20 protein-coding genes are annotated in these 15,878 nt (G+C 73.2%); 13 read left to right on the top strand and 7 right to left on the bottom strand.

All coding sequences use genetic code 11. The features are described from left to right. Positions 1 to 6 precede the first annotated feature (6 nt). From rsmA to ENKNEFLB_RS19745, 4 genes are all read left to right on the top strand, one after another. Positions 7 to 918 carry a 16S rRNA (adenine(1518)-N(6)/adenine(1519)-N(6))-dimethyltransferase RsmA gene (rsmA, locus tag ENKNEFLB_RS19760; protein ID WP_214056931.1) on the top strand — a complete coding sequence of 304 codons (912 nt, stop codon included), beginning with the start codon at positions 7 to 9 and terminating at the stop codon, positions 916 to 918. A gap of 114 nt (positions 919 to 1,032) precedes the next feature. Beyond that, complete coding sequence (locus tag ENKNEFLB_RS19755; protein ID WP_246535681.1) at positions 1,033 to 1,986, top strand: 4-(cytidine 5'-diphospho)-2-C-methyl-D-erythritol kinase; 954 nt, start codon at positions 1,033 to 1,035, stop codon at positions 1,984 to 1,986. Positions 1,987 to 1,999: 13 nt separating this feature from the next. Next, positions 2,000 to 3,787 carry an ABC-F family ATP-binding cassette domain-containing protein gene (locus ENKNEFLB_RS19750; protein ID WP_214056930.1) on the top strand — a complete coding sequence of 596 codons (1,788 nt, stop codon included), beginning with the start codon at positions 2,000 to 2,002 and terminating at the stop codon, positions 3,785 to 3,787. Beyond that, positions 3,784 to 4,263, top strand: coding sequence for a hypothetical protein (locus tag ENKNEFLB_RS19745; RefSeq protein WP_214056929.1), 480 nt, complete (start codon positions 3,784 to 3,786; stop codon positions 4,261 to 4,263). Before ENKNEFLB_RS19750 ends, ENKNEFLB_RS19745 begins: the two co-directional genes overlap by 4 nt. A 63-nt stretch (positions 4,264 to 4,326) precedes the next feature. On the opposite strand, the gene ENKNEFLB_RS19740 is transcribed toward ENKNEFLB_RS19745, so the two are convergent. Next, positions 4,327 to 4,815 (bottom strand): MarR family winged helix-turn-helix transcriptional regulator, encoded by a 489-nt coding sequence (locus ENKNEFLB_RS19740; protein WP_214056928.1) that lies wholly within the window; start codon positions 4,813 to 4,815, stop codon positions 4,327 to 4,329. Positions 4,816 to 4,882: 67 nt separating this feature from the next. Here ENKNEFLB_RS19740 and ENKNEFLB_RS19735 point away from each other — a divergent pair, with 67 nt between their 5' ends. The 4 genes from ENKNEFLB_RS19735 (at position 4,883) to ENKNEFLB_RS19720 (ending at position 7,032) form a co-directional block, all read left to right on the top strand. After that, complete coding sequence (locus tag ENKNEFLB_RS19735; protein WP_214056927.1) at positions 4,883 to 5,683, top strand: methyltransferase domain-containing protein; 801 nt, start codon at positions 4,883 to 4,885, stop codon at positions 5,681 to 5,683. Next, entirely contained in the window at positions 5,680 to 6,087 is a 408-nt protein-coding gene (locus tag ENKNEFLB_RS19730) for a VOC family protein (protein ID WP_246535680.1), read from the top strand. The genes ENKNEFLB_RS19735 and ENKNEFLB_RS19730 overlap by 4 nt, the downstream gene beginning before the upstream one ends. Before the next feature lie 102 nt (positions 6,088 to 6,189). Continuing rightward, on the top strand, positions 6,190 to 6,516 hold the full coding sequence (locus tag ENKNEFLB_RS19725) for a metal-sensitive transcriptional regulator (protein WP_214056926.1): 327 nt from the start codon (positions 6,190 to 6,192) through the stop codon (positions 6,514 to 6,516). Between the two features lie 39 nt (positions 6,517 to 6,555). Further along, the gene (locus ENKNEFLB_RS19720; protein ID WP_214056925.1) at positions 6,556 to 7,032 is read left to right on the top strand and encodes a hotdog fold domain-containing protein; all 477 of its coding nucleotides are present in this window, start codon (positions 6,556 to 6,558) and stop codon (positions 7,030 to 7,032) included. A 4-nt stretch (positions 7,033 to 7,036) separates the two neighbouring features. Here ENKNEFLB_RS19720 and ENKNEFLB_RS19715 read toward each other — a convergent pair whose 3' ends face one another. The 4 genes from ENKNEFLB_RS19715 to ENKNEFLB_RS19700 all read right to left on the bottom strand — a co-directional run bounded on the left by ENKNEFLB_RS19715 (position 7,037) and on the right by ENKNEFLB_RS19700 (position 10,386). Continuing rightward, positions 7,037 to 7,885 carry an amino acid ABC transporter permease gene (locus ENKNEFLB_RS19715; protein ID WP_214056924.1) on the bottom strand — a complete coding sequence of 283 codons (849 nt, stop codon included), beginning with the start codon at positions 7,883 to 7,885 and terminating at the stop codon, positions 7,037 to 7,039. Next, positions 7,882 to 8,574 (bottom strand): amino acid ABC transporter permease, encoded by a 693-nt coding sequence (locus tag ENKNEFLB_RS19710; protein ID WP_214056923.1) that lies wholly within the window; start codon positions 8,572 to 8,574, stop codon positions 7,882 to 7,884. The genes ENKNEFLB_RS19715 and ENKNEFLB_RS19710 overlap by 4 nt, the downstream gene beginning before the upstream one ends. Before the next feature lie 73 nt (positions 8,575 to 8,647). Next, positions 8,648 to 9,547 carry a glutamate ABC transporter substrate-binding protein gene (locus ENKNEFLB_RS19705; RefSeq protein WP_214056922.1) on the bottom strand — a complete coding sequence of 300 codons (900 nt, stop codon included), beginning with the start codon at positions 9,545 to 9,547 and terminating at the stop codon, positions 8,648 to 8,650. 62 nt (positions 9,548 to 9,609) lie between these two features. Beyond that, positions 9,610 to 10,386: an amino acid ABC transporter ATP-binding protein gene (locus ENKNEFLB_RS19700; protein ID WP_214056921.1), complete on the bottom strand. Its 777-nt coding sequence runs from the start codon at positions 10,384 to 10,386 to the stop codon at positions 9,610 to 9,612. A 150-nt stretch (positions 10,387 to 10,536) separates the two neighbouring features. Between ENKNEFLB_RS19700 and ENKNEFLB_RS19695 the strand changes: the two genes are divergently transcribed. Genes ENKNEFLB_RS19695 through ENKNEFLB_RS19685 form a run of 3 tightly spaced genes read left to right on the top strand, consistent with a single transcriptional unit; the run spans position 10,537 to position 12,414 of the window. Next, positions 10,537 to 11,979, top strand: coding sequence for a GntP family permease (locus ENKNEFLB_RS19695; protein ID WP_246535679.1), 1,443 nt, complete (start codon positions 10,537 to 10,539; stop codon positions 11,977 to 11,979). Between the two features lies 1 nt (position 11,980). Next, positions 11,981 to 12,193 carry a hypothetical protein gene (locus ENKNEFLB_RS19690; RefSeq protein ID WP_214056920.1) on the top strand — a complete coding sequence of 71 codons (213 nt, stop codon included), beginning with the start codon at positions 11,981 to 11,983 and terminating at the stop codon, positions 12,191 to 12,193. Continuing rightward, positions 12,190 to 12,414, top strand: coding sequence for a hypothetical protein (locus tag ENKNEFLB_RS19685; RefSeq protein WP_214056919.1), 225 nt, complete (start codon positions 12,190 to 12,192; stop codon positions 12,412 to 12,414). Before ENKNEFLB_RS19690 ends, ENKNEFLB_RS19685 begins: the two co-directional genes overlap by 4 nt. Here the strand turns inward: ENKNEFLB_RS19685 and ENKNEFLB_RS19680 are convergent, their stop codons facing one another. Next, entirely contained in the window at positions 12,415 to 12,969 is a 555-nt protein-coding gene (locus tag ENKNEFLB_RS19680) for a hypothetical protein (RefSeq protein ID WP_214056918.1), read from the bottom strand. It abuts the gene before it with no gap. Positions 12,970 to 13,020: 51 nt separating this feature from the next. Here ENKNEFLB_RS19680 and miaB point away from each other — a divergent pair, with 51 nt between their 5' ends. Further along, positions 13,021 to 14,544 carry a tRNA (N6-isopentenyl adenosine(37)-C2)-methylthiotransferase MiaB gene (gene miaB, locus ENKNEFLB_RS19675; RefSeq protein WP_214056917.1) on the top strand — a complete coding sequence of 508 codons (1,524 nt, stop codon included), beginning with the start codon at positions 13,021 to 13,023 and terminating at the stop codon, positions 14,542 to 14,544. A gap of 6 nt (positions 14,545 to 14,550) precedes the next feature. Here miaB and ENKNEFLB_RS19670 read toward each other — a convergent pair whose 3' ends face one another. After that, positions 14,551 to 14,880, bottom strand: coding sequence for a hypothetical protein (locus ENKNEFLB_RS19670; protein ID WP_214056916.1), 330 nt, complete (start codon positions 14,878 to 14,880; stop codon positions 14,551 to 14,553). An 89-nt stretch (positions 14,881 to 14,969) separates the two neighbouring features. On the opposite strand from ENKNEFLB_RS19670, the gene ENKNEFLB_RS19665 reads away from it, so the two are divergent. Further along, complete coding sequence (locus ENKNEFLB_RS19665; RefSeq protein ID WP_214056915.1) at positions 14,970 to 15,860, top strand: hypothetical protein; 891 nt, start codon at positions 14,970 to 14,972, stop codon at positions 15,858 to 15,860. The last annotated feature ends 18 nt before the right edge of the window (positions 15,861 to 15,878 follow it).

Here is a 15,878-nt window from a genome sequence, read left to right as displayed (position 1 = left end):
ACCCGCATGACCACACCGCCCGCCGGGCCGAGACTCCTCGGCCCGGCGGAGGTGCGTCAGCTCGCCGACCGGCTCGACCTGCGCCCCACCAAGCAGCGCGGCCAGAACTTCGTGATCGACCCGAACACCGTGCGACGCATCGTGCGCGAGGCCGGCGTCGGCCCCGACGACGTGGTGGTCGAGGTCGGCCCCGGGCTGGGGTCGCTGACCCTGGCCCTGCTCGACGTCGTACGCCACGTGGTCGCCGTCGAGCTCGACGACCGCCTCGCCGGGCTGCTGGCCGAGACCGTCGCCGACCGGGCGCCCGACCACGCCGACCGGCTCGCGGTCGTGCACGCCGACGCGCTGCGGGTCGACGCCCTGCCCGGCCCGCCCCCGACGGCGCTGGTGGCCAACCTGCCCTACAACGTCTCCGTGCCGGTCCTGCTGCACCTGCTCGCGCTGCTGCCGAGCCTGGAGAAGGGCCTGGTGATGGTCCAGGCCGAGGTCGCCGACCGGTTGGCGGCGCGCCCGGGCTCCAAGGCGTACGGCGTCCCGTCGGTCAAGGCCGCGTGGTACGCCGACGTCCGCCGCGCGGGGTCCGTCGGCCGGTCGGTCTTCTGGCCGGCGCCCAACGTCGACTCCGGGCTGGTGGCCTGGACCCGACGCGACCCCCCGGCCACGACCGCCACGCGGCAGCAGGTCTTCGCCGTCGTGGACGCCGCGTTCGCGCAGCGGCGCAAGGCGTTGCGGGGTGCGCTCCGGCCGCTGGCCGAGGCGGCCGGTCGTGACGCCGGCGACCTCGACGCGGCCCTGCGCGGCGCCGGGGTCGACCCGCTCGCCCGCGGCGAGCAGCTCGAGGTGGGCACCTTCGCGGCCCTGGCCGAGGGACTCCTGGTCGTCCCGGGCGACCGTCCGCGCCCCGCCGACCACCCCTGAGGCGCCGGGTGGGCTGCCACCCTGGAGGGAGCAGCACGACCGACCGACCCGTGCCGGACCCCGCGCGGCTCTCCCCCCACCGTCCCGCCATCCCCTGCCCGTTGGAGCCGCCCCGTGACCCGCCCCGTGATCCGCCACGTCCCCGACCACGTCGAGGGCGCGATCACCGTGCGTTCGCCCGCCAAGATCAACCTCCACCTCGGCGTGGGCGCGCGGCGCGCCGACGGCTACCACGCGCTGACCACCGTCTACCACGCCGTCGGCCTCTACGACGACCTCGTGGTGACGCCGGCCGAGCAGTGGAAGCTGACCCTGACCGCGGCCGGCCACGTCGACACCGACCAGGTGCCCGGGGGCGACGACAACATCGTGGCCCGCGCCGCCGCGCTGTTCGCCGAGCGCGCCCCCGAGCGCGTCCGCGGCCGGTCGGCGAACGTCCACATCACCAAGGAGATCCCGGTCGCCGGGGGGATGGCCGGCGGCTCCGCCGACGCCGCCGCGGCCCTGGTGGCCCTGGACCGGCTCTGGGGCCTGCACACCAGCGACGAGGACCTGGTCGCGCTGGCCGGCGAGCTCGGCAGCGACGTCCCGTTCGCGCTGTTCGGCGGCACGGCGCTGGGCACCGGGCGGGGCGAGGTCGTCGACCCGGTCCCCGACGAGGGTCCCTGGTGGTGGGTGGTCGTGCCGAGCGAGGAGGGCCTGTCCACGCCCGAGGTCTACGCCCACTTCGACCGGCTGAGCCCGGACGCACCGGCCGAGCCGGCGTACCCGACCGAGCTGCTCGCCGCCCTCGCCGCGCGCGACGCCGTACGCCTCGGGGCGGCGCTGCGCAACGACCTGCAGGAGGCCGCCTGCGACCTGCGTCCCGAGCTCGGCGACGTGATCGCCGCCGGGGAGGCCGCCGGCGCGGTCCGCGGCATCCTGTCCGGGTCCGGGCCGACCTGCGTGTTCCTGTGCACCTCCGGCGACCACGCCCGCGACGTCGCGGCCACCCTGGCCGCCGACCACCCCGTCGTCCTGGTGGCCAACGGACCGGTGGCCGGCACCCACCTGCTCGAGTACGCCTGATGGAATGCCCCTGATGGCCTCCGACAACCTGCTCAACCTGGAACGCGTCTCCAAGTCCTACGGCGTGCGCCCGCTGCTGGCCGACGTCTCCCTCGGGGTGCTGGCCGGCGAGCGGATCGGCATCGTGGGGCGCAACGGGGACGGCAAGACCACCCTGCTCGAGGTGATGACCGCCCGCGAGGAGCCCGACGAGGGGCGCGTCTCGCGGCGGCGCGGCCTGCACACCGGCTACCTGCACCAGGGCGACGAGCTCGACGAGGGCGCGACCGTCCGCGAGGTCGTCCTCGGCGGTCGCGCCGACCACGAGTGGGCCGCCGACTCCCGCACCCGTGAGGTCGTCGAGGTGCTGCTGGCCGGGGTGTCGCTGGACCGCCTGGTCCAGGGCCTGTCCGGCGGGGAGCGCCGCCGCTGCGCGCTGGCCGCGCTGCTGCTCGACGAGCACGACCTGCTCGTCCTCGACGAGCCCACCAACCACCTCGACGTCGAGGCGGTGGCCTGGCTGGCCGCGCACCTGGCGCGCCGCAGCTCCGCGCTCGTCGTGGTCACCCACGACCGCTGGTTCCTCGACGAGGTCTGCCAGTGGACGTGGGAGGTCCACGACGGCGTCATCGACGTCTACGAGGGCGGGTACGCCGCGTTCGTGCTGGCCAAGGCCGAGCGCTCGCGCCAGGCCGCCTCGGCCGAGCAGCGCCGGCAGAACCTGGTCCGCAAGGAGCTGGCGTGGCTGCGGCGCGGCGCCCCGGCCCGGACCTCGAAGCCGAAGTTCCGCATCGACGCCGCCACCGTGCTGATCGAGGACGAGCCGCCGCCGCGCGACACCCTGGCCCTGCAGCGCTTCGCCGCCCAGCGCCTCGGCAAGGACGTGATCGACGTCGAGGACGTCGACCTCGCCCGCGGCGAGAAGCAGCTGCTGCGGGGCGCGACCTGGCGGATCGGGCCCGGGGAGCGGATCGGGGTGGTCGGGGTGAACGGCGCCGGCAAGACCTCGGTGCTGCACCTGATCGCCGGTTCCCTGGCGCCGCAGCAGGGCACGGTGCGCCACGGGCGCACGGTCTCGCTGCAGCACCTCACCCAGCACGTCGACGACCTGCCGGCCGCCGACCGGGTGCTCGACACCATCGAGGCCACCGCCCGGGTCACGAAGACGGCCGACGGCGAGATCACGGCGTCCGCGATGCTCGAGCGGTTCGGCTTCACCGGCGACAAGCTCACTGCCCGGATCGGCGACCTCTCCGGCGGGGAGCGGCGCCGCTTCCAGCTGCTGCGGCTGCTGCTCAGCGAGCCCAACGTGCTGCTGCTCGACGAGCCGACCAACGACCTCGACATCGAGACCCTCAACGTCGTGGAGGACTTCCTCGACGGCTGGCCGGGCACCCTGGTGGTCGTCTCGCACGACCGGTACTTCCTCGAGCGGGTCACCGACAACGTGCACGCGCTGATGGGCGACGGCAGCATCGCGCTGCTGCCGCGCGGGGTCGAGGAGTACCTCGAGCGGAGGGCGGCCGACGTACGCCGGGAGTCCGCCGCCGCGTCGGCCCTGGCCTCGGCCGGCGCCCCCGTCCGGGCCCTCGGCGGCGCGGAGGAGCGGGTGGTCCGCAAGAACCTGGAGCGCCTCGAGCGGCGACTGGAGAAGCTGACCGTGCAGGAGGCCGCGCTGTCGGCCGAGCTGGCCGCCTTCGCCGAGGCCAACCCCGACGACTACACCGGTCTCGGCGCCATCAACCGCCGCCAGCAGCAGGTGGCCGCCGAGAAGGACGCCGTCGAGGAGGAGTGGCTCGAGGCTGCCGAAGCCCTCGGATGAGCCGCGCGAAGAAACCCGCCGCCGACCCGCTCGACGGCCGCCGGGGCCGGATCGGTGACGCGCCCCGGTGGATCGTCGTGCCTGTCCTGGTGGTCTTCGTCGGCCTCAGCCTGACCTTCCTGGTGGTCGTGGTGGGCGGGGGTGTCCTGCTGAGCTCCACGACGGGGGTCCAGGAGACCCGGTACGACGTCCTGGTCGGGTGGGTGTTCTCCGGGGTGGTCGTGGTGGTGCTGCTGCGTCTCCTGTACGACTACCGGCGCCGGCGGCCGCTGTTCCAGGTGGACCGCGCCTACTACCGGCTCGCGACCTTCTTCATCGGGATCTACGGGGCGATGGGGTCGGGGCGTGTGGGGACGGTGGTCGCGGCGCTGATGCTGCTGCACAGCTTCGTCCTGGACCGACAGGTGCGTGAGAGCCCGGGCCCGTCACCGGCCTCCAAGGAGCACCGCGAGTGGCTGGAGCGCGGCGGGCGATAGTCCCTGACGAAATTGTCGTGTGACAGGCCGGATCGCGACGATTTCGTCATGGACTGTCCCGGGTCAGGCGTCGAAGGGGGCCAGCAGCCGGCGGAGCATCGCGGCGAGGTCGTCGCGGTCGGCGTCGCCGAGGTCGGCCAGCAGCGCCCGCTCGGCCTCGAGCAGGGCGGTGAACGCCCCGTCGACGGCCGTCCGTCCCTCCGCGGTCAGCCGCACCAGCACCCCGCGCCGGTCGGCGGGGTCGGGCAGCCGCTCGACGTAGCCACGCGAGGTCAGCCGGTCGACGCGGTTGGTCATCGTCCCGCTCGTCACCAGCGTCTCGCGCAGCAGCCGGCCGGGGGAGAGCTCGTACGGCTCCCCGGCGCGGCGCAGCGCCGCGAGCACGTCGAACTCCCACGACTCGATCCCGCGGGCGCTGAAGGCGCGACGGCGGGCCAGGTCGAGGTGACGCGCCAGGCGGGTGATCCGGCTGAAGACGGCGACCGGGGTCAGGTCGAGGTCGGCGCGCTCGCGCGCCCACGCCTCCACCAGCTCGTCGACCTCGTCCCTCACCCGGCCCACGCTACGGCATGCGTCGAGAATCTTGACATCAAGACATATCGGTCGCAGGGTGGGTGACGTGCCTCTCCACACCTGGGACCCCGACCGCTACCTGACCTACGCCGACGAGCGCGGCCGGCCCTTCGTGGAGCTGGTCTCGCGGGTCGGTCACGAGCAGCCGCGCGAGGTCGTCGACCTGGGCTGCGGGCCCGGCAACCTCACCGCTCTGCTGGCCCAGCGCTGGCCCGACGCGCACGTGGTCGGCCTGGACTCCAGCGAGGCCATGGTCGAGCGCGCCCGGGCCGACCAGCCCGACGGCCCGGTCGACTACGAGGTCGGCGACGTGCGCGCCTGGTCCCCCCCGGCGCCGGTCGACGTGGTCGTCAGCAACGCCGCGCTGCAGTGGGTGCCGGGCCACCTCGACCTGCTCGGTCACCTGGTGGCGCAGGTGCGGCCGGGCGGCTTCCTGGCGATGCAGGTGCCGGGGAACTTCGACCAGCCGAGCCACGTGCTGCGCGAGGAGCTCGCGGCGGAGGCGGCGTACGCGATGTTCACCGCCGGCGCCGCCCGGCCCGAGGCGCACGACGCCACCACCTACCTCACCGCCCTGACCGCGCTCGGCTGCGAGGTCGACGCCTGGGAGACCACCTACGTGCACGTGCTGCGCGGGCCGGACCCCGTCCTGACCTGGGTCAGCGCGACCGGCGCCCGCCCCACGCTCGAGGCGCTCCCGCCCGACCTGCGGGAGCGGTTCAGCGCCGAGCTGGGCCGGCGGCTCGCGCAGGCGTACCCGCCGGTGCCCGGGCCCGACGGCGAGCCGGTCGTGCTGATGCCGTTCCGCCGCGTCTTCGCCGTGGCGCACGTCGGGGCCGAGCTGTGAGCGTGCGGCTGCACCACGTCCAGGTCGGCTGCCCCACCGGCGGCGAGGACGACGCCCGCCGGTTCTGGGTCGAGGGCCTGGGGATGACCGAGGTCGCCAAGCCGGCGCCGCTGGCCGGTCGCGGCGGCGTCTGGTTCCGGGCGTACGACGGTCCCGCCGCCGACGGGCGCGTCGTCGCCGAGGTGCACGTGGGCGTCGAGGACCCCTGCGCGCCGCCCCGGCGGGCGCACCCGGCCCTGCTGCTCGACGACGAGGGGGCGCTGGAGGCGACCGGCGAGCGGCTCCGCGGGCTCGGTTTCGAGGTGGACGACCGGGAGCGGGCGACGTTCCCGGGCTACCTGCGCCTGCACGCGCGCGACGCCCACGGGAACCGCGTCGAGCTGCTGGCCGCCGACCCGGCCTGACCCGGTCCAGACCACCACCGGAGCCGTGGAACCCCCGGGGGTGTCCGTCGTTGACCGGTGAGCGCGCCCCGCTCGGGTGCGGCACGTCCTCCGGAGGCCCCCATGTCGCTCGACCCCGTCCCCGACGACCCGGGGCCCGGTGACCCGGGAGGCAGCGACCCGCTGCGCACTCCGACGCCGCTCGAGCTGCGCCCGGTCGTGAACCGGATCAAGCGCGCCCAGGGCCAGCTCGCCGGCGTCCTGCGGATGGTCGAGGACGGCCGGGACCTCGAGTCCGTGGTCCAGCAGCTCAAGGCCGTCGGTGGCGCGCTCGACCGGGCCGGGTTCGCGCTGGTCGCCCTCGACCTGCGCCGCAGCCTGGCCGAGGGCGACGAGATGGACGACGAGCGCCTCGCCGAGATCGAGAAGCTCGTCCTCTCGCTGGCCTGAGCCGCGGGCCGCGGTTACCGGTCGGTAATGTCGGGTGGCATGAGCCAGGTCCTCACCCTGTGGCAGCGCGCCACCAGCCTCCCGGTCGTCGGCGCGAGCCTCGGCCGCCGCGCGTTCTCCTTCGGCTTCGCGCAGAAGGCGCCGTACTTCCGCACCGTCCGCCCCCGCTTCACCGTGCTGCGCCCCGATCACGCCGAGCTGGTCGTGCCCAAGCGCCGCGCGGTGCAGAACCACCTCGGCACCGTGCACGCGATCGCGCTGTGCAACGGCCTCGAGGCGGCGATGGGCGCGCTCGCCGAGGTGTCGATCCCGGCCGACAAGCGCTGGATCCCGAAGGGGATGGACGTGGCCTACACCGCCAAGGCCACCAGCGACATCACGTGCGTCGCCGAGACCGACCGGGCGCAGTGGACCGGCGACGACCCCGACGTGCCCGTACGGGTCCGCGGGGTGCGTGACGACGGGACGGTCGTGGTCGAGGGCGTCATCCGGTTGTGGGTGACGCCGCGACGCTGAGGTCTCAGACGGCCCGGCCGCTGTCGACGGTCTGCAGCGCGATCGGGTTGTTCTCCCCGACGAACTTCCGCTGGACCCAGGTGGCCAGGACGGTCAGCGCCAGGTTGATCAGGATGTAGAGCCCCGCGAGGACGATGACGGTCGGCACCTGGTTCTGGAACCCCTGGTAGATCCCGCGGCCGATCGTGGTCAGGCCGGGGGCGGCCACGGCGTACCCGAGGCTGGTGTCCTTGACAGCGACCACGCACTGGCTGATCAGCGCGGGGAGCATGATCTTCACCGCCTGCGGCAGCAGGATGATCCAGGTGACCTGGGTCCGGCTCATGCCGACCGCGAAGGCGGCCTCGCCCTGTCCCTTCGGCACCGCGGCGATGCCGGCGCGGAAGACCTCGGCCAGGACGGCGCCGTTGTAGGCGGTGAGCGCGACGACGACCGACCAGTACGCCCCGGAGTCACCGCGCGTGATGCCCCAGCTGAAGAAGACCGCGATCATCAGCAGCAGGACGGGCACGGCTCGGAAGAACTCGACGACGACGAAGCTCGGGCCGCTGATCCAGCGGCGGTGGGAGATCTTGCCGAGACCGAACACCAGGCCGAAGACCACCGCGCCCAGCACGGCCGCGCCGGCCATCGAGAGCGTGGTCAGGACGCCGTCGACGAGCAGCGCCTCGATGTAGCGCGGCGTGACGAACGGCTCCCAGAGCCGGTACTCCAGCTGCCCGGTGACCGCCAGTCGCCAGACGACCAGGCCGAGGAGCGCGACGAGCGCGACCACGGTGACCACGGAGTAGACGCGGTGCCGGGCGACCGTCCGGGGCCCGGGAGCGTCGAAGAGGACGGACTGGGAGCTCATCGAGCCACCTTCCAACGGCGTTCGAGCCGGAGCGAGAGGAACGAGACGATCTCAACGAGGACCACGAAGATGACCGCGAACGCCAGGAAGATCCCGTAGGTCTGCGTGGTGTAGTCGTTGGTCAGGCTGCGCATCCGGGCGAAGGCCTCGAAGACCCCCACCGCGCCGGCGACCGTGGTGTTCTTCAGCAGCGCGATCTGCACGCTGGTCAGCGGCGGGAGCGAGGCGCGGAAGGCCTGGGGCAGGATCACCTGGCCCATCGCGCCGCCGAACGTGAGGCCGATCGCGCGGGCGGCCTCGGCCTGGCCCACGGGCACGGCGTTGATGCCGGAGCGCAGGGCCTCGCAGACGAAGGCCGAGGTGTAGACCGTCAGGCCGACCAGGCACGCGGTGAAGACGGCGTTGAGGTTGATCTCGCCGATGGTGACGTCGACGAAGTCGAAGCGCAGCCCGACCTTGGGTCCGGCGATGCGGAAGAAGATCAGGATCACGAGCAGCGGCGTGTTGCGGATCAGGGTGACGTACACCGAGACCGACCGCCGCATGATCGACACCGGGCCGACCCGCAGTGCGGCGAGGAGGCTGCCGAGCAGGAGCGACCCGATCCCGGCCAGCACGAACAGCAGCAGGGTGTAGCCGAACGCGACCAGCACCAGGTCGGAGTTCTCGAGGACGGCGTTCACGGCCATGCCTTCCGTGGTCGGTCGGGGCACGCGACGGCCGGGACGCAGGTGCGTCCCGGCCGCGCGCGGTGGAGGTGTGTCAGGCCTGGCACTCGTCGAGGGCCGGCGGCTCGGGCGTCTCGACGCCGTCGCCACCCAGGGTGGCCTCGAAGGCCTCGCCCCAGGCCCCGCTGTCGTAGGCCTCGGTCAGCGTCTCGTTGATCCACTCGCACATCTCGGGGTACTCCTGCGGGTACCCGACACCGATCCGCTCCTCCGAGAACTCGTCCCCGACGACCTTGAGCTCGCCGTCGTACTGCGCGGCCAGGCCGAGCAGGATCGAGCCGTCGGTGGACATCGCCGGCACGGTGCCGTTGACGACGTCCTCCGCGCACTGGCTGTAGGTCTCGGCCGGCACGCCGTTGGCGCCCGCGTCCTCGACGTTGGTCAGCGAGGTCGAGCCCGTGACCGAGCAGACGTCCTCGCCCCTCAGGTCCTCGATGCTCTCCACGTCGCTGTCCGCGGGGACCAGCACCTGCTGACCGGTGAGGAAGTAGGGGCCGGTCTGGCCGACGACCTGGCGACGCTCGTCGGTGATCGAGTAGGAGGCGAGCACCAGGTCGACGCGGCCCTCCTGGAGGTAGGGCTCGCGGTTGTCGGAGATGGTCTCCTCCCAGGTCACCGAGTCCGACTCGGGGTCGATGCCGAGGTCGGCGGCGAGCAGCTTGGCGACCTCGACGTCGAAGCCGGTCGGGACGTCGGAGGAGGCGTCCTTGAAGCCCAGCCCGGGCTGGTCGTACTTCACGCCGATGGTGATCTCACCGGCCTCGGCGAGCTCGGCCATCCGGGTGCCCTCCTCGAACTGCGAGGCGGCGTCCTCCTGGACCTCCACGTCGGGGGTGTCCCCGCCGGCGGTGTCCCCGCCGGCGTCACCGCAGGCGGCCAGGGCGGTCGAGAGGCCGACGGCCACGGCCGCGAGCTTGAGTCGGTGGATGCGCATGGGGCGTTCTCCTTGGGTCACGGGGTGGGACGGGGTGGGACGGGTGGTGCGGCGGTGCTGGGTCAGTGCTTGAGGATCTTGCCCAGGAAGTCCTGGGCCCGCTCCGTGCGCGGGTTGGTGAAGAACTCGTGGGGGGTGTTCTCCTCGGCGATCGCGCCGGCGTCCATGAAGACGACGCGGTGCGCGGCCGTGCGGGCGAAGCCCATCTCGTGGGTGACCACGACCATCGTCATGCCCTGCTCGGCGAGCTCGACCATGACGTCGAGGACCTCCTTGATCATCTCGGGGTCCAGCGCCGAGGTCGGCTCGTCGAAGAGCATCACCTTGGGGTCCATCGCGAGCGCGCGGGCGATCGCGACGCGCTGCTGCTGGCCGCCGGAGAGCTGGGCGGGGTACTTCTCGGCCTGGTGGGCGATGCCGACCCGCTCGAGCAGCTCCATCGCGCGCTTGTCGGCGTCGGCCTTCTTGACGCCCCGGACCTTGATCGGGCCGAGCGTGACGTTCTCGAGGATCGTCTTGTGGGCGAACAGGTTGAAGCTCTGGAAGACCATGCCGACCTCGGCGCGCAGGTTGGCCAGCGCCTTGCCCTCCGCCGGCAGCGGCTGGCCGTCGAGGGTGATCGAGCCGTCGTCGATGGTCTCGAGGCGGTTGATCGCCCGGCACAGCGTCGACTTGCCCGAACCGGACGGGCCGATCACGACGACGACCTCGCCGCGCTTGATCGACAGGTCGATGTCCTGGAGCACGTGCAGCGCGCCGAAGTGCTTGTTGACCTTCTCCAGCACGACGAGGGGCTGTCCGGTCGCGGCGTTGATCTCGCGGTCCTGCTGCACGGTCATGCGGCGAACCCTAGCCATCCTGGGGGACCTGGGGCCATGTCGGAGGACCCGGGTGGCGTAGTCGTGACCCGGCTGTGACCGGACCACCCCCAGGGGCGACGGTGCTCTAGGGTGCGGCGGGTCCTGCCCCTGCCCCTCTGAGGAGCCCCCGTGATCGGTCTGATCGGGATCGTCCTGTCCCTGGCGCTGCTGATCGTGTTCGCCTACCGCGGCGTCAACGTGATCATCCTGGCGCCGCTGATGGCGCTGCTCGCGACCGTCTTCGCCGGCGGCGTGCCCCTCCTCGCCACCTACACGCAGGTGTTCATGCCCGCCCTCGGCGGCTACGTGATCACCTACTTCCCGCTGTTCCTGCTCGGAGCGATCTTCGGCAAGCTGATGGACGACTCGGGCTCCGCACGCGCGATCGCGTACTTCATCGTCGACAAGCTCGGCGGCAGCCGCGCGATCCTCGCCGTCGTCCTCGCCTGCGCGGTCCTCACGTACGGCGGGGTGTCGCTGTTCGTGGTCGCCTTCGCCGTCTTCCCGATCGCGGCGGCGATGTTCCGCGAGGCCGGCGTGCCCAAGCGGCTGATCCCGGCCTCGATCGCGCTGGGCTCGTTCACCTTCACGATGACCGCGCTGCCCGGCACCCCGCAGATCCAGAACGCGATCCCGGCGCCGTTCTTCGGCACCGACGCCTTCGCCGCCCCCGGCCTGGGCATCATCGCCGCGCTCATCATGTTCGGCGGCGGCACATGGTGGCTCTCGCACCGCTCGAAGAAGCTGCAGGCTGCGGGGGAGGGCTACCTCGACGCCGGGGACACCGCCAAGGCCGAGAAGGCGGCTGCCGCCGCCGGCGGCACCGCGACGAAGGTGGAGGCCGGGACGGCCGCCACCGACACCCGCCCGCGGCCCTCGGCCCTGCTGGCCTTCCTGCCGATCGTCGTGGTGATCGCGGTCAACCTGCTGCTGGTGCGCCTGGTGTTTCCGGCGATGAACACCTCCTACCTGGCCGAGGACGCCTACGGCGCCACCGACCTCGAGACGGTCGGCGGCATCTGGGCGATCGTGGTCGCCCTCGTGGTGGCCTGCCTGCTCGTCATCGCGCTGAACTGGACCCGGTTGGCCGACCTGCGCGCGAGCCTCAACGAGGGCAGCTTCGCCTCGTTCCTGCCGATCTTCAACACCGCCTCCGAGGTCGGGTACGGCGCCGTCATCGCCGCCCTGCCGGCCTTCCGGATCGTCCGCGACGCGGTGCTCGGCATCTCCAACAACCCGGTCGTCTCGCTGGCGGTCTCGGTCAACGTGCTCGCCGGCATCACCGGGTCCGCCTCGGGCGGCATGAGCATCGCGCTGCAGGCCCTCGGCGAGCAGTTCCGCGGGCTGGCCGAGGACCAGGGCATCAGCCTGGAGCTGATGCACCGCGTCACCGTGCTCGCCGCCGGCGGCTTCGACGCCCTGCCGCACAACGGCGCGGTGATCACGGTGCTGGCCATCTGCGGGCTCACGCACCGCCAGTCCTACAAGGACATCTTCGTGGTCGCCGTGGCGATCCCGGTGGTCGCGCTGGTCACCGTGATCGCGCTCGGCACCGCCTTCGGCGGGTTCTGAGGTGCCCGCCCCGGGGATCGCCCGGGACCTGTTGGTCGCCCTCGCACTGGTGGTCGTCCTGCTCGTCGTGGCCCGGCTGGTCGACGCGGACGCCTGGTCGCAGCCGGGCACGTGGCTGCTGGTCCCGGTCGCGGTCGGGGTCGTGATGGCCCGGCGGGTCGTACGCCGGGCGGTGCTGCCCCCGGACGACGACGGTCGAGGCGGGTCCTCGTGAACGAGGGGCTCCTCGTGACGGCCGCCGAGTGGGACGAGATGGCGTCGGTGAACTGGGGCAGCGCGGACGACAACCTCGCCGAGGTGAAGCGCACCGTGGCCACCCTGGGACCGGGGGACCGGTTCGCGGTCTACGACGCCGGCGAGCTGCAGCCGTCGCCCACCCGCCCCAGGCAGTCGCGCGCCTCCGACCTCGACCAGGACACGGTCGGCGGCTGCTGATCAGCGGGCGACGACCTCGTACCCCGGTCCCAGTGCCTCCTGCACCTCCCGCGCCAGGGCCGCCCCGGCGTCCTCCCAGTCGTGGACCGCGACGTCGTCGGTCCGGTCGGCGTCCCAGAGCAGGACGCCCCGCTCGACCCACGCCACCACCCGGCCGGCCAGGGGCGCGCCCAGGGCGTCGAGCACGCGCCGGCCCCGGACGTCCTCCGGACGCAGCCCGGTCAAGGAGACCTCCGTCGGCCGCTCCGCCTGCGGCGCCTGGACCTCGATGCCGGGGTGGACCTCCTCCCGCATTCGGGACAGCAACCGCTGCTGCCAGTCGTGGTGGCGGTCGCGCCAGGCCTCGCTCGGCGCGCCGCGCAGGCAGGCGTGCGCCTCGTTCCACGCCATGACCTCGTCGTAGAGCTCGCGCGAGATCCCCGTCCACCGGTGGAGGTCGTCGACGTCGTCGCCCAGGACGCCGTCCTTCTCGCGGAACGGCCCGGCGTAGGCGTCGGGGCGGAGCCCGATCCAGCGGACCGGGTCGTCGTCCTCGTCGACGGCGGGCTCGGTCATGCCAGCACGATGGCACGGCCGCGGCGGGCCGGCCGTACCCTGGACAGCGCCATGACTGCTGCTCCCGGTTTCGAGACGCTCGCTGCGCTCGCTCCCCACCCTCCGTCCCCCCGCACCTACGAGGTCAAGACCTACGGGTGCCAGATGAACGTCCACGACTCCGAGCGGCTCACCGGGCTGCTCGAGCAGGCCGGGTACGCCGCCGCCCCGCGCGGCGAGCAGGCCGACGTGGTCGTCTTCAACACCTGCGCGGTGCGGGAGAACGCCGACAACAAGCTGTACGGCAACCTCTCCCACCTGGCGCCGGTCAAGGCCGCCCGGCCGGGGATGCAGATCGCCGTCGGCGGCTGCCTGGCGCAGAAGGACCGCGACACGATCACGGCCCGCGCGCCCTACGTCGACGTCGTCTTCGGCACCCACAACATCGGCTCGCTGCCGGTGCTGCTGGAGCGGGCCCGGGTCGCCGAGGAGGCGCAGGTCGAGATCCTGGAGTCGCTCGACGTCTTCCCCTCGACGCTGCCGACCAAGCGCGACTCGGCGTACGCCGCCTGGGTCTCGGTGTCCGTCGGGTGCAACAACACCTGCACGTTCTGCATCGTCCCGGCGCTGCGCGGCAAGGAGAAGGACCGCCGCCCCGGCGAGATCCTGGCCGAGGTCGAGGCGCTGGTCGCCGAGGGTGTCACCGAGGTGACGCTGCTGGGGCAGAACGTGAACGCGTACGGCGTGGAGTTCGGCGACCGGCAGGCGTTCTCGAAGCTGCTGCGCGCCTGCGGGCAGGTCGAGGGCCTCGAGCGGGTGCGGTTCACCTCGCCGCACCCGGCGGAGTTCACCGACGACGTGATCGAGGCGATGGCCGAGACGCCGACGGTGATGCCGCAGCTGCACATGCCGCTGCAGTCCGGCTCGGACCGGGTGCTCAAGGCGATGCGCCGGTCCTACCGCCGCTCGAAGTTCCTCGGGATCATCGAGCGCGTCCGCGCGGCCATGCCGGACGCGGCGATCACCACCGACATCATCGTGGGCTTCCCCGGCGAGACCGAGGAGGACTTCCTCGAGACGCTCGAGGTCGTGCGCGAGGCGCGGTTCGCCGGCGCGTTCACCTTCCAGTACTCCCCGCGGCCGGGCACGCCCGCCGCGACCATGGCCGACCAGGTGCCGCCGGAGGTCGTCAAGGACCGGTACGAGCGCCTCGCCGCCGAGGTGAACCGGATCGCCTGGGAGGAGAACCAGCGGCTGGTCGGTCGCCGCGTCGAGCTGCTCGTCAGCGAGGGGGAGGGGCGCAAGGACGCCGCCACCGCACGGCTGTCGGGTCGCGGCCCGGACAACCGGCTGGTGCACTTCGCGCTGCCCGAGGGCGAGCGACCGCGTCCCGGTGACGTCGTGACGGTGGAGGTCACCTACGCCGCGCCGCACCACCTCGTGGCCGACGGGCCGGTCCTGGCGCTCCGCCGCACCCGCTCCGGCGACGCGTGGGACGCGCGCCAGGGCAGGCCCGGCCCCGCGGCCGGGGTGGGGCTGGGGATGCCGGCCGTGGGCGTGCCGGCCCCGCTGCCGCCGGCTCCCGCCTGCGGCTGACCCGGTTCAGCGCTCGTAGGAGGGGCCGGGCTCGTACGGGGTCTCGTCCGAGCGCGGGTCGCGCGAGTTGTACCCCGCGACCGGGGGGATCGGCGCCTCCGGGTTGAGGTCGTCGTGCTCGCCGGCGGACTGCTCCCGCGGCGTCTCCTCGTCCGGGGCGCCCGGTGACGGGCTCGTGTCGAGCATGCCGTCGGTGCCGTGCTGGCCCGGGCCGGTCGCACCCTCCCGCTCGCTGCTCACCCCCATGTCACCTGCGGCACCGTCCGGCCCGGTGGCGTTGGGGTTGGAGGCGACGAGCTCGTCCTCGCCCGGCTGACCCGTCTTCGCATCGCTCATCCGCCGACCCTACGGGCGGACCGGGGTGCGGGCGCCACACCTGTGGACGACGCCGGCGGGCCGGGCGCGCGGTGGTCGATGCTGGGCGCGTGGACGTCGTGGAGGTGCTGGCCGAGCTCGGGGGCGTGGCGACCCGCGCCCAGCTGGAGGCCGTGGTGACGCGGGCCGACCTGGACTCGGCGCTCGCCGACGCGCGGCTGCGTCAGATCGCCCGGGGCCGTTTCGCGCTGCCGGCTGTCGAGGGGGCGCGTCAGGTCGCCCACGCCTTGACCGGTGTCCTGTCGTTCCGGCAGGCGGCCGTCCACCACGGGTGGGCGGTCAAGCACCTGCCTGCAAGGCCGGATGTCACCGTCATGCGCAACCGGCGGCTGACCCCCGCGCAGGAGCGCACCGCAACGATCCACCGTGCCGTGCTCGGTCCTGACGACGTCCGTGTCGTCGGTGGTAGCCGGGTGACGTCGCCGGACCGGACCCTGACCGACTGCCTTCGCGGCCTGCCGTTCGACGAGGCCCTCGCTGTCGCCGACTCGGCGTTGCGAGCCGGGGTCGGTCCGCGGCGCCTGCGCGTCCTGGCCGACGGCCTCCGTGGCATCGGCGCGCCCGAGGCCAGGCGCGTGGTGTCCGTCGCGGACCACCGGGCCGCCAACCCCTTCGAGTCGGTGCTGCGGGCGATCGCGCTCGACGTGCCCGGCCTGCAGGTCGTGCCGCAGCGCCCGCTCTGGTGGGGCGGGGTCTTCCTGGGGCGCCCGGACCTGGTCGACCTGGACGCCCGGATCGTCCTCGAGGCGGACTCGTTCACCTGGCACGGGGATCGATCGGCCCTAGCGTTCGACTGCCGGCGCTACGACGAGATGGTGGCGGCCGGGTGGACCGTCCTGCGATTCGCCTACGAGCACGTCATGGGCGACCAGGCCTGGGTCCGCCGGATCCTGGTGGACACGACGAAAGAACGTACACAAGGGACTTCGCAGATAGCGTGACCTGCGGAAACGTGGACG

It is taken from the genome of Nocardioides aquaticus (assembly GCF_018459925.1).
Lineage (GTDB): Bacteria > Actinomycetota > Actinomycetes > Propionibacteriales > Nocardioidaceae > Nocardioides > Nocardioides aquaticus.
This window is presented reverse-complemented; position numbering and strand designations above follow the sequence as displayed.

Bases quoted from the DNA above. Each gene is read 5' to 3' on its own strand.
- rsmA (WP_214056931.1), top strand. From the start codon at position 7: ATGACCACACCGCCCGCCGGGCCGAGACTCCTCGGCCCGGCGGAGGTG.
- ENKNEFLB_RS19705 (WP_214056922.1), bottom strand. From the start codon at position 9,547: ATGCGCATCCACCGACTCAAGCTCGCGGCCGTGGCCGTCGGCCTCTCG.
- ENKNEFLB_RS19725 (WP_214056926.1), top strand. From the start codon at position 6,190: ATGTCGCTCGACCCCGTCCCCGACGACCCGGGGCCCGGTGACCCGGGA.
- ENKNEFLB_RS19750 (WP_214056930.1), top strand. From the start codon at position 2,000: ATGGCCTCCGACAACCTGCTCAACCTGGAACGCGTCTCCAAGTCCTAC.
- ENKNEFLB_RS19715 (WP_214056924.1), bottom strand. From the start codon at position 7,885: ATGAGCTCCCAGTCCGTCCTCTTCGACGCTCCCGGGCCCCGGACGGTC.
- ENKNEFLB_RS19680 (WP_214056918.1), bottom strand. From the start codon at position 12,969: ATGACCGAGCCCGCCGTCGACGAGGACGACGACCCGGTCCGCTGGATC.
- ENKNEFLB_RS19720 (WP_214056925.1), top strand. From the start codon at position 6,556: ATGAGCCAGGTCCTCACCCTGTGGCAGCGCGCCACCAGCCTCCCGGTC.
- miaB (WP_214056917.1), top strand. From the start codon at position 13,021: ATGACTGCTGCTCCCGGTTTCGAGACGCTCGCTGCGCTCGCTCCCCAC.
- ENKNEFLB_RS19700 (WP_214056921.1), bottom strand. From the start codon at position 10,386: ATGACCGTGCAGCAGGACCGCGAGATCAACGCCGCGACCGGACAGCCC.
- ENKNEFLB_RS19745 (WP_214056929.1), top strand. From the start codon at position 3,784: ATGAGCCGCGCGAAGAAACCCGCCGCCGACCCGCTCGACGGCCGCCGG.
- ENKNEFLB_RS19710 (WP_214056923.1), bottom strand. From the start codon at position 8,574: ATGGCCGTGAACGCCGTCCTCGAGAACTCCGACCTGGTGCTGGTCGCG.
- ENKNEFLB_RS19670 (WP_214056916.1), bottom strand. From the start codon at position 14,880: ATGAGCGATGCGAAGACGGGTCAGCCGGGCGAGGACGAGCTCGTCGCC.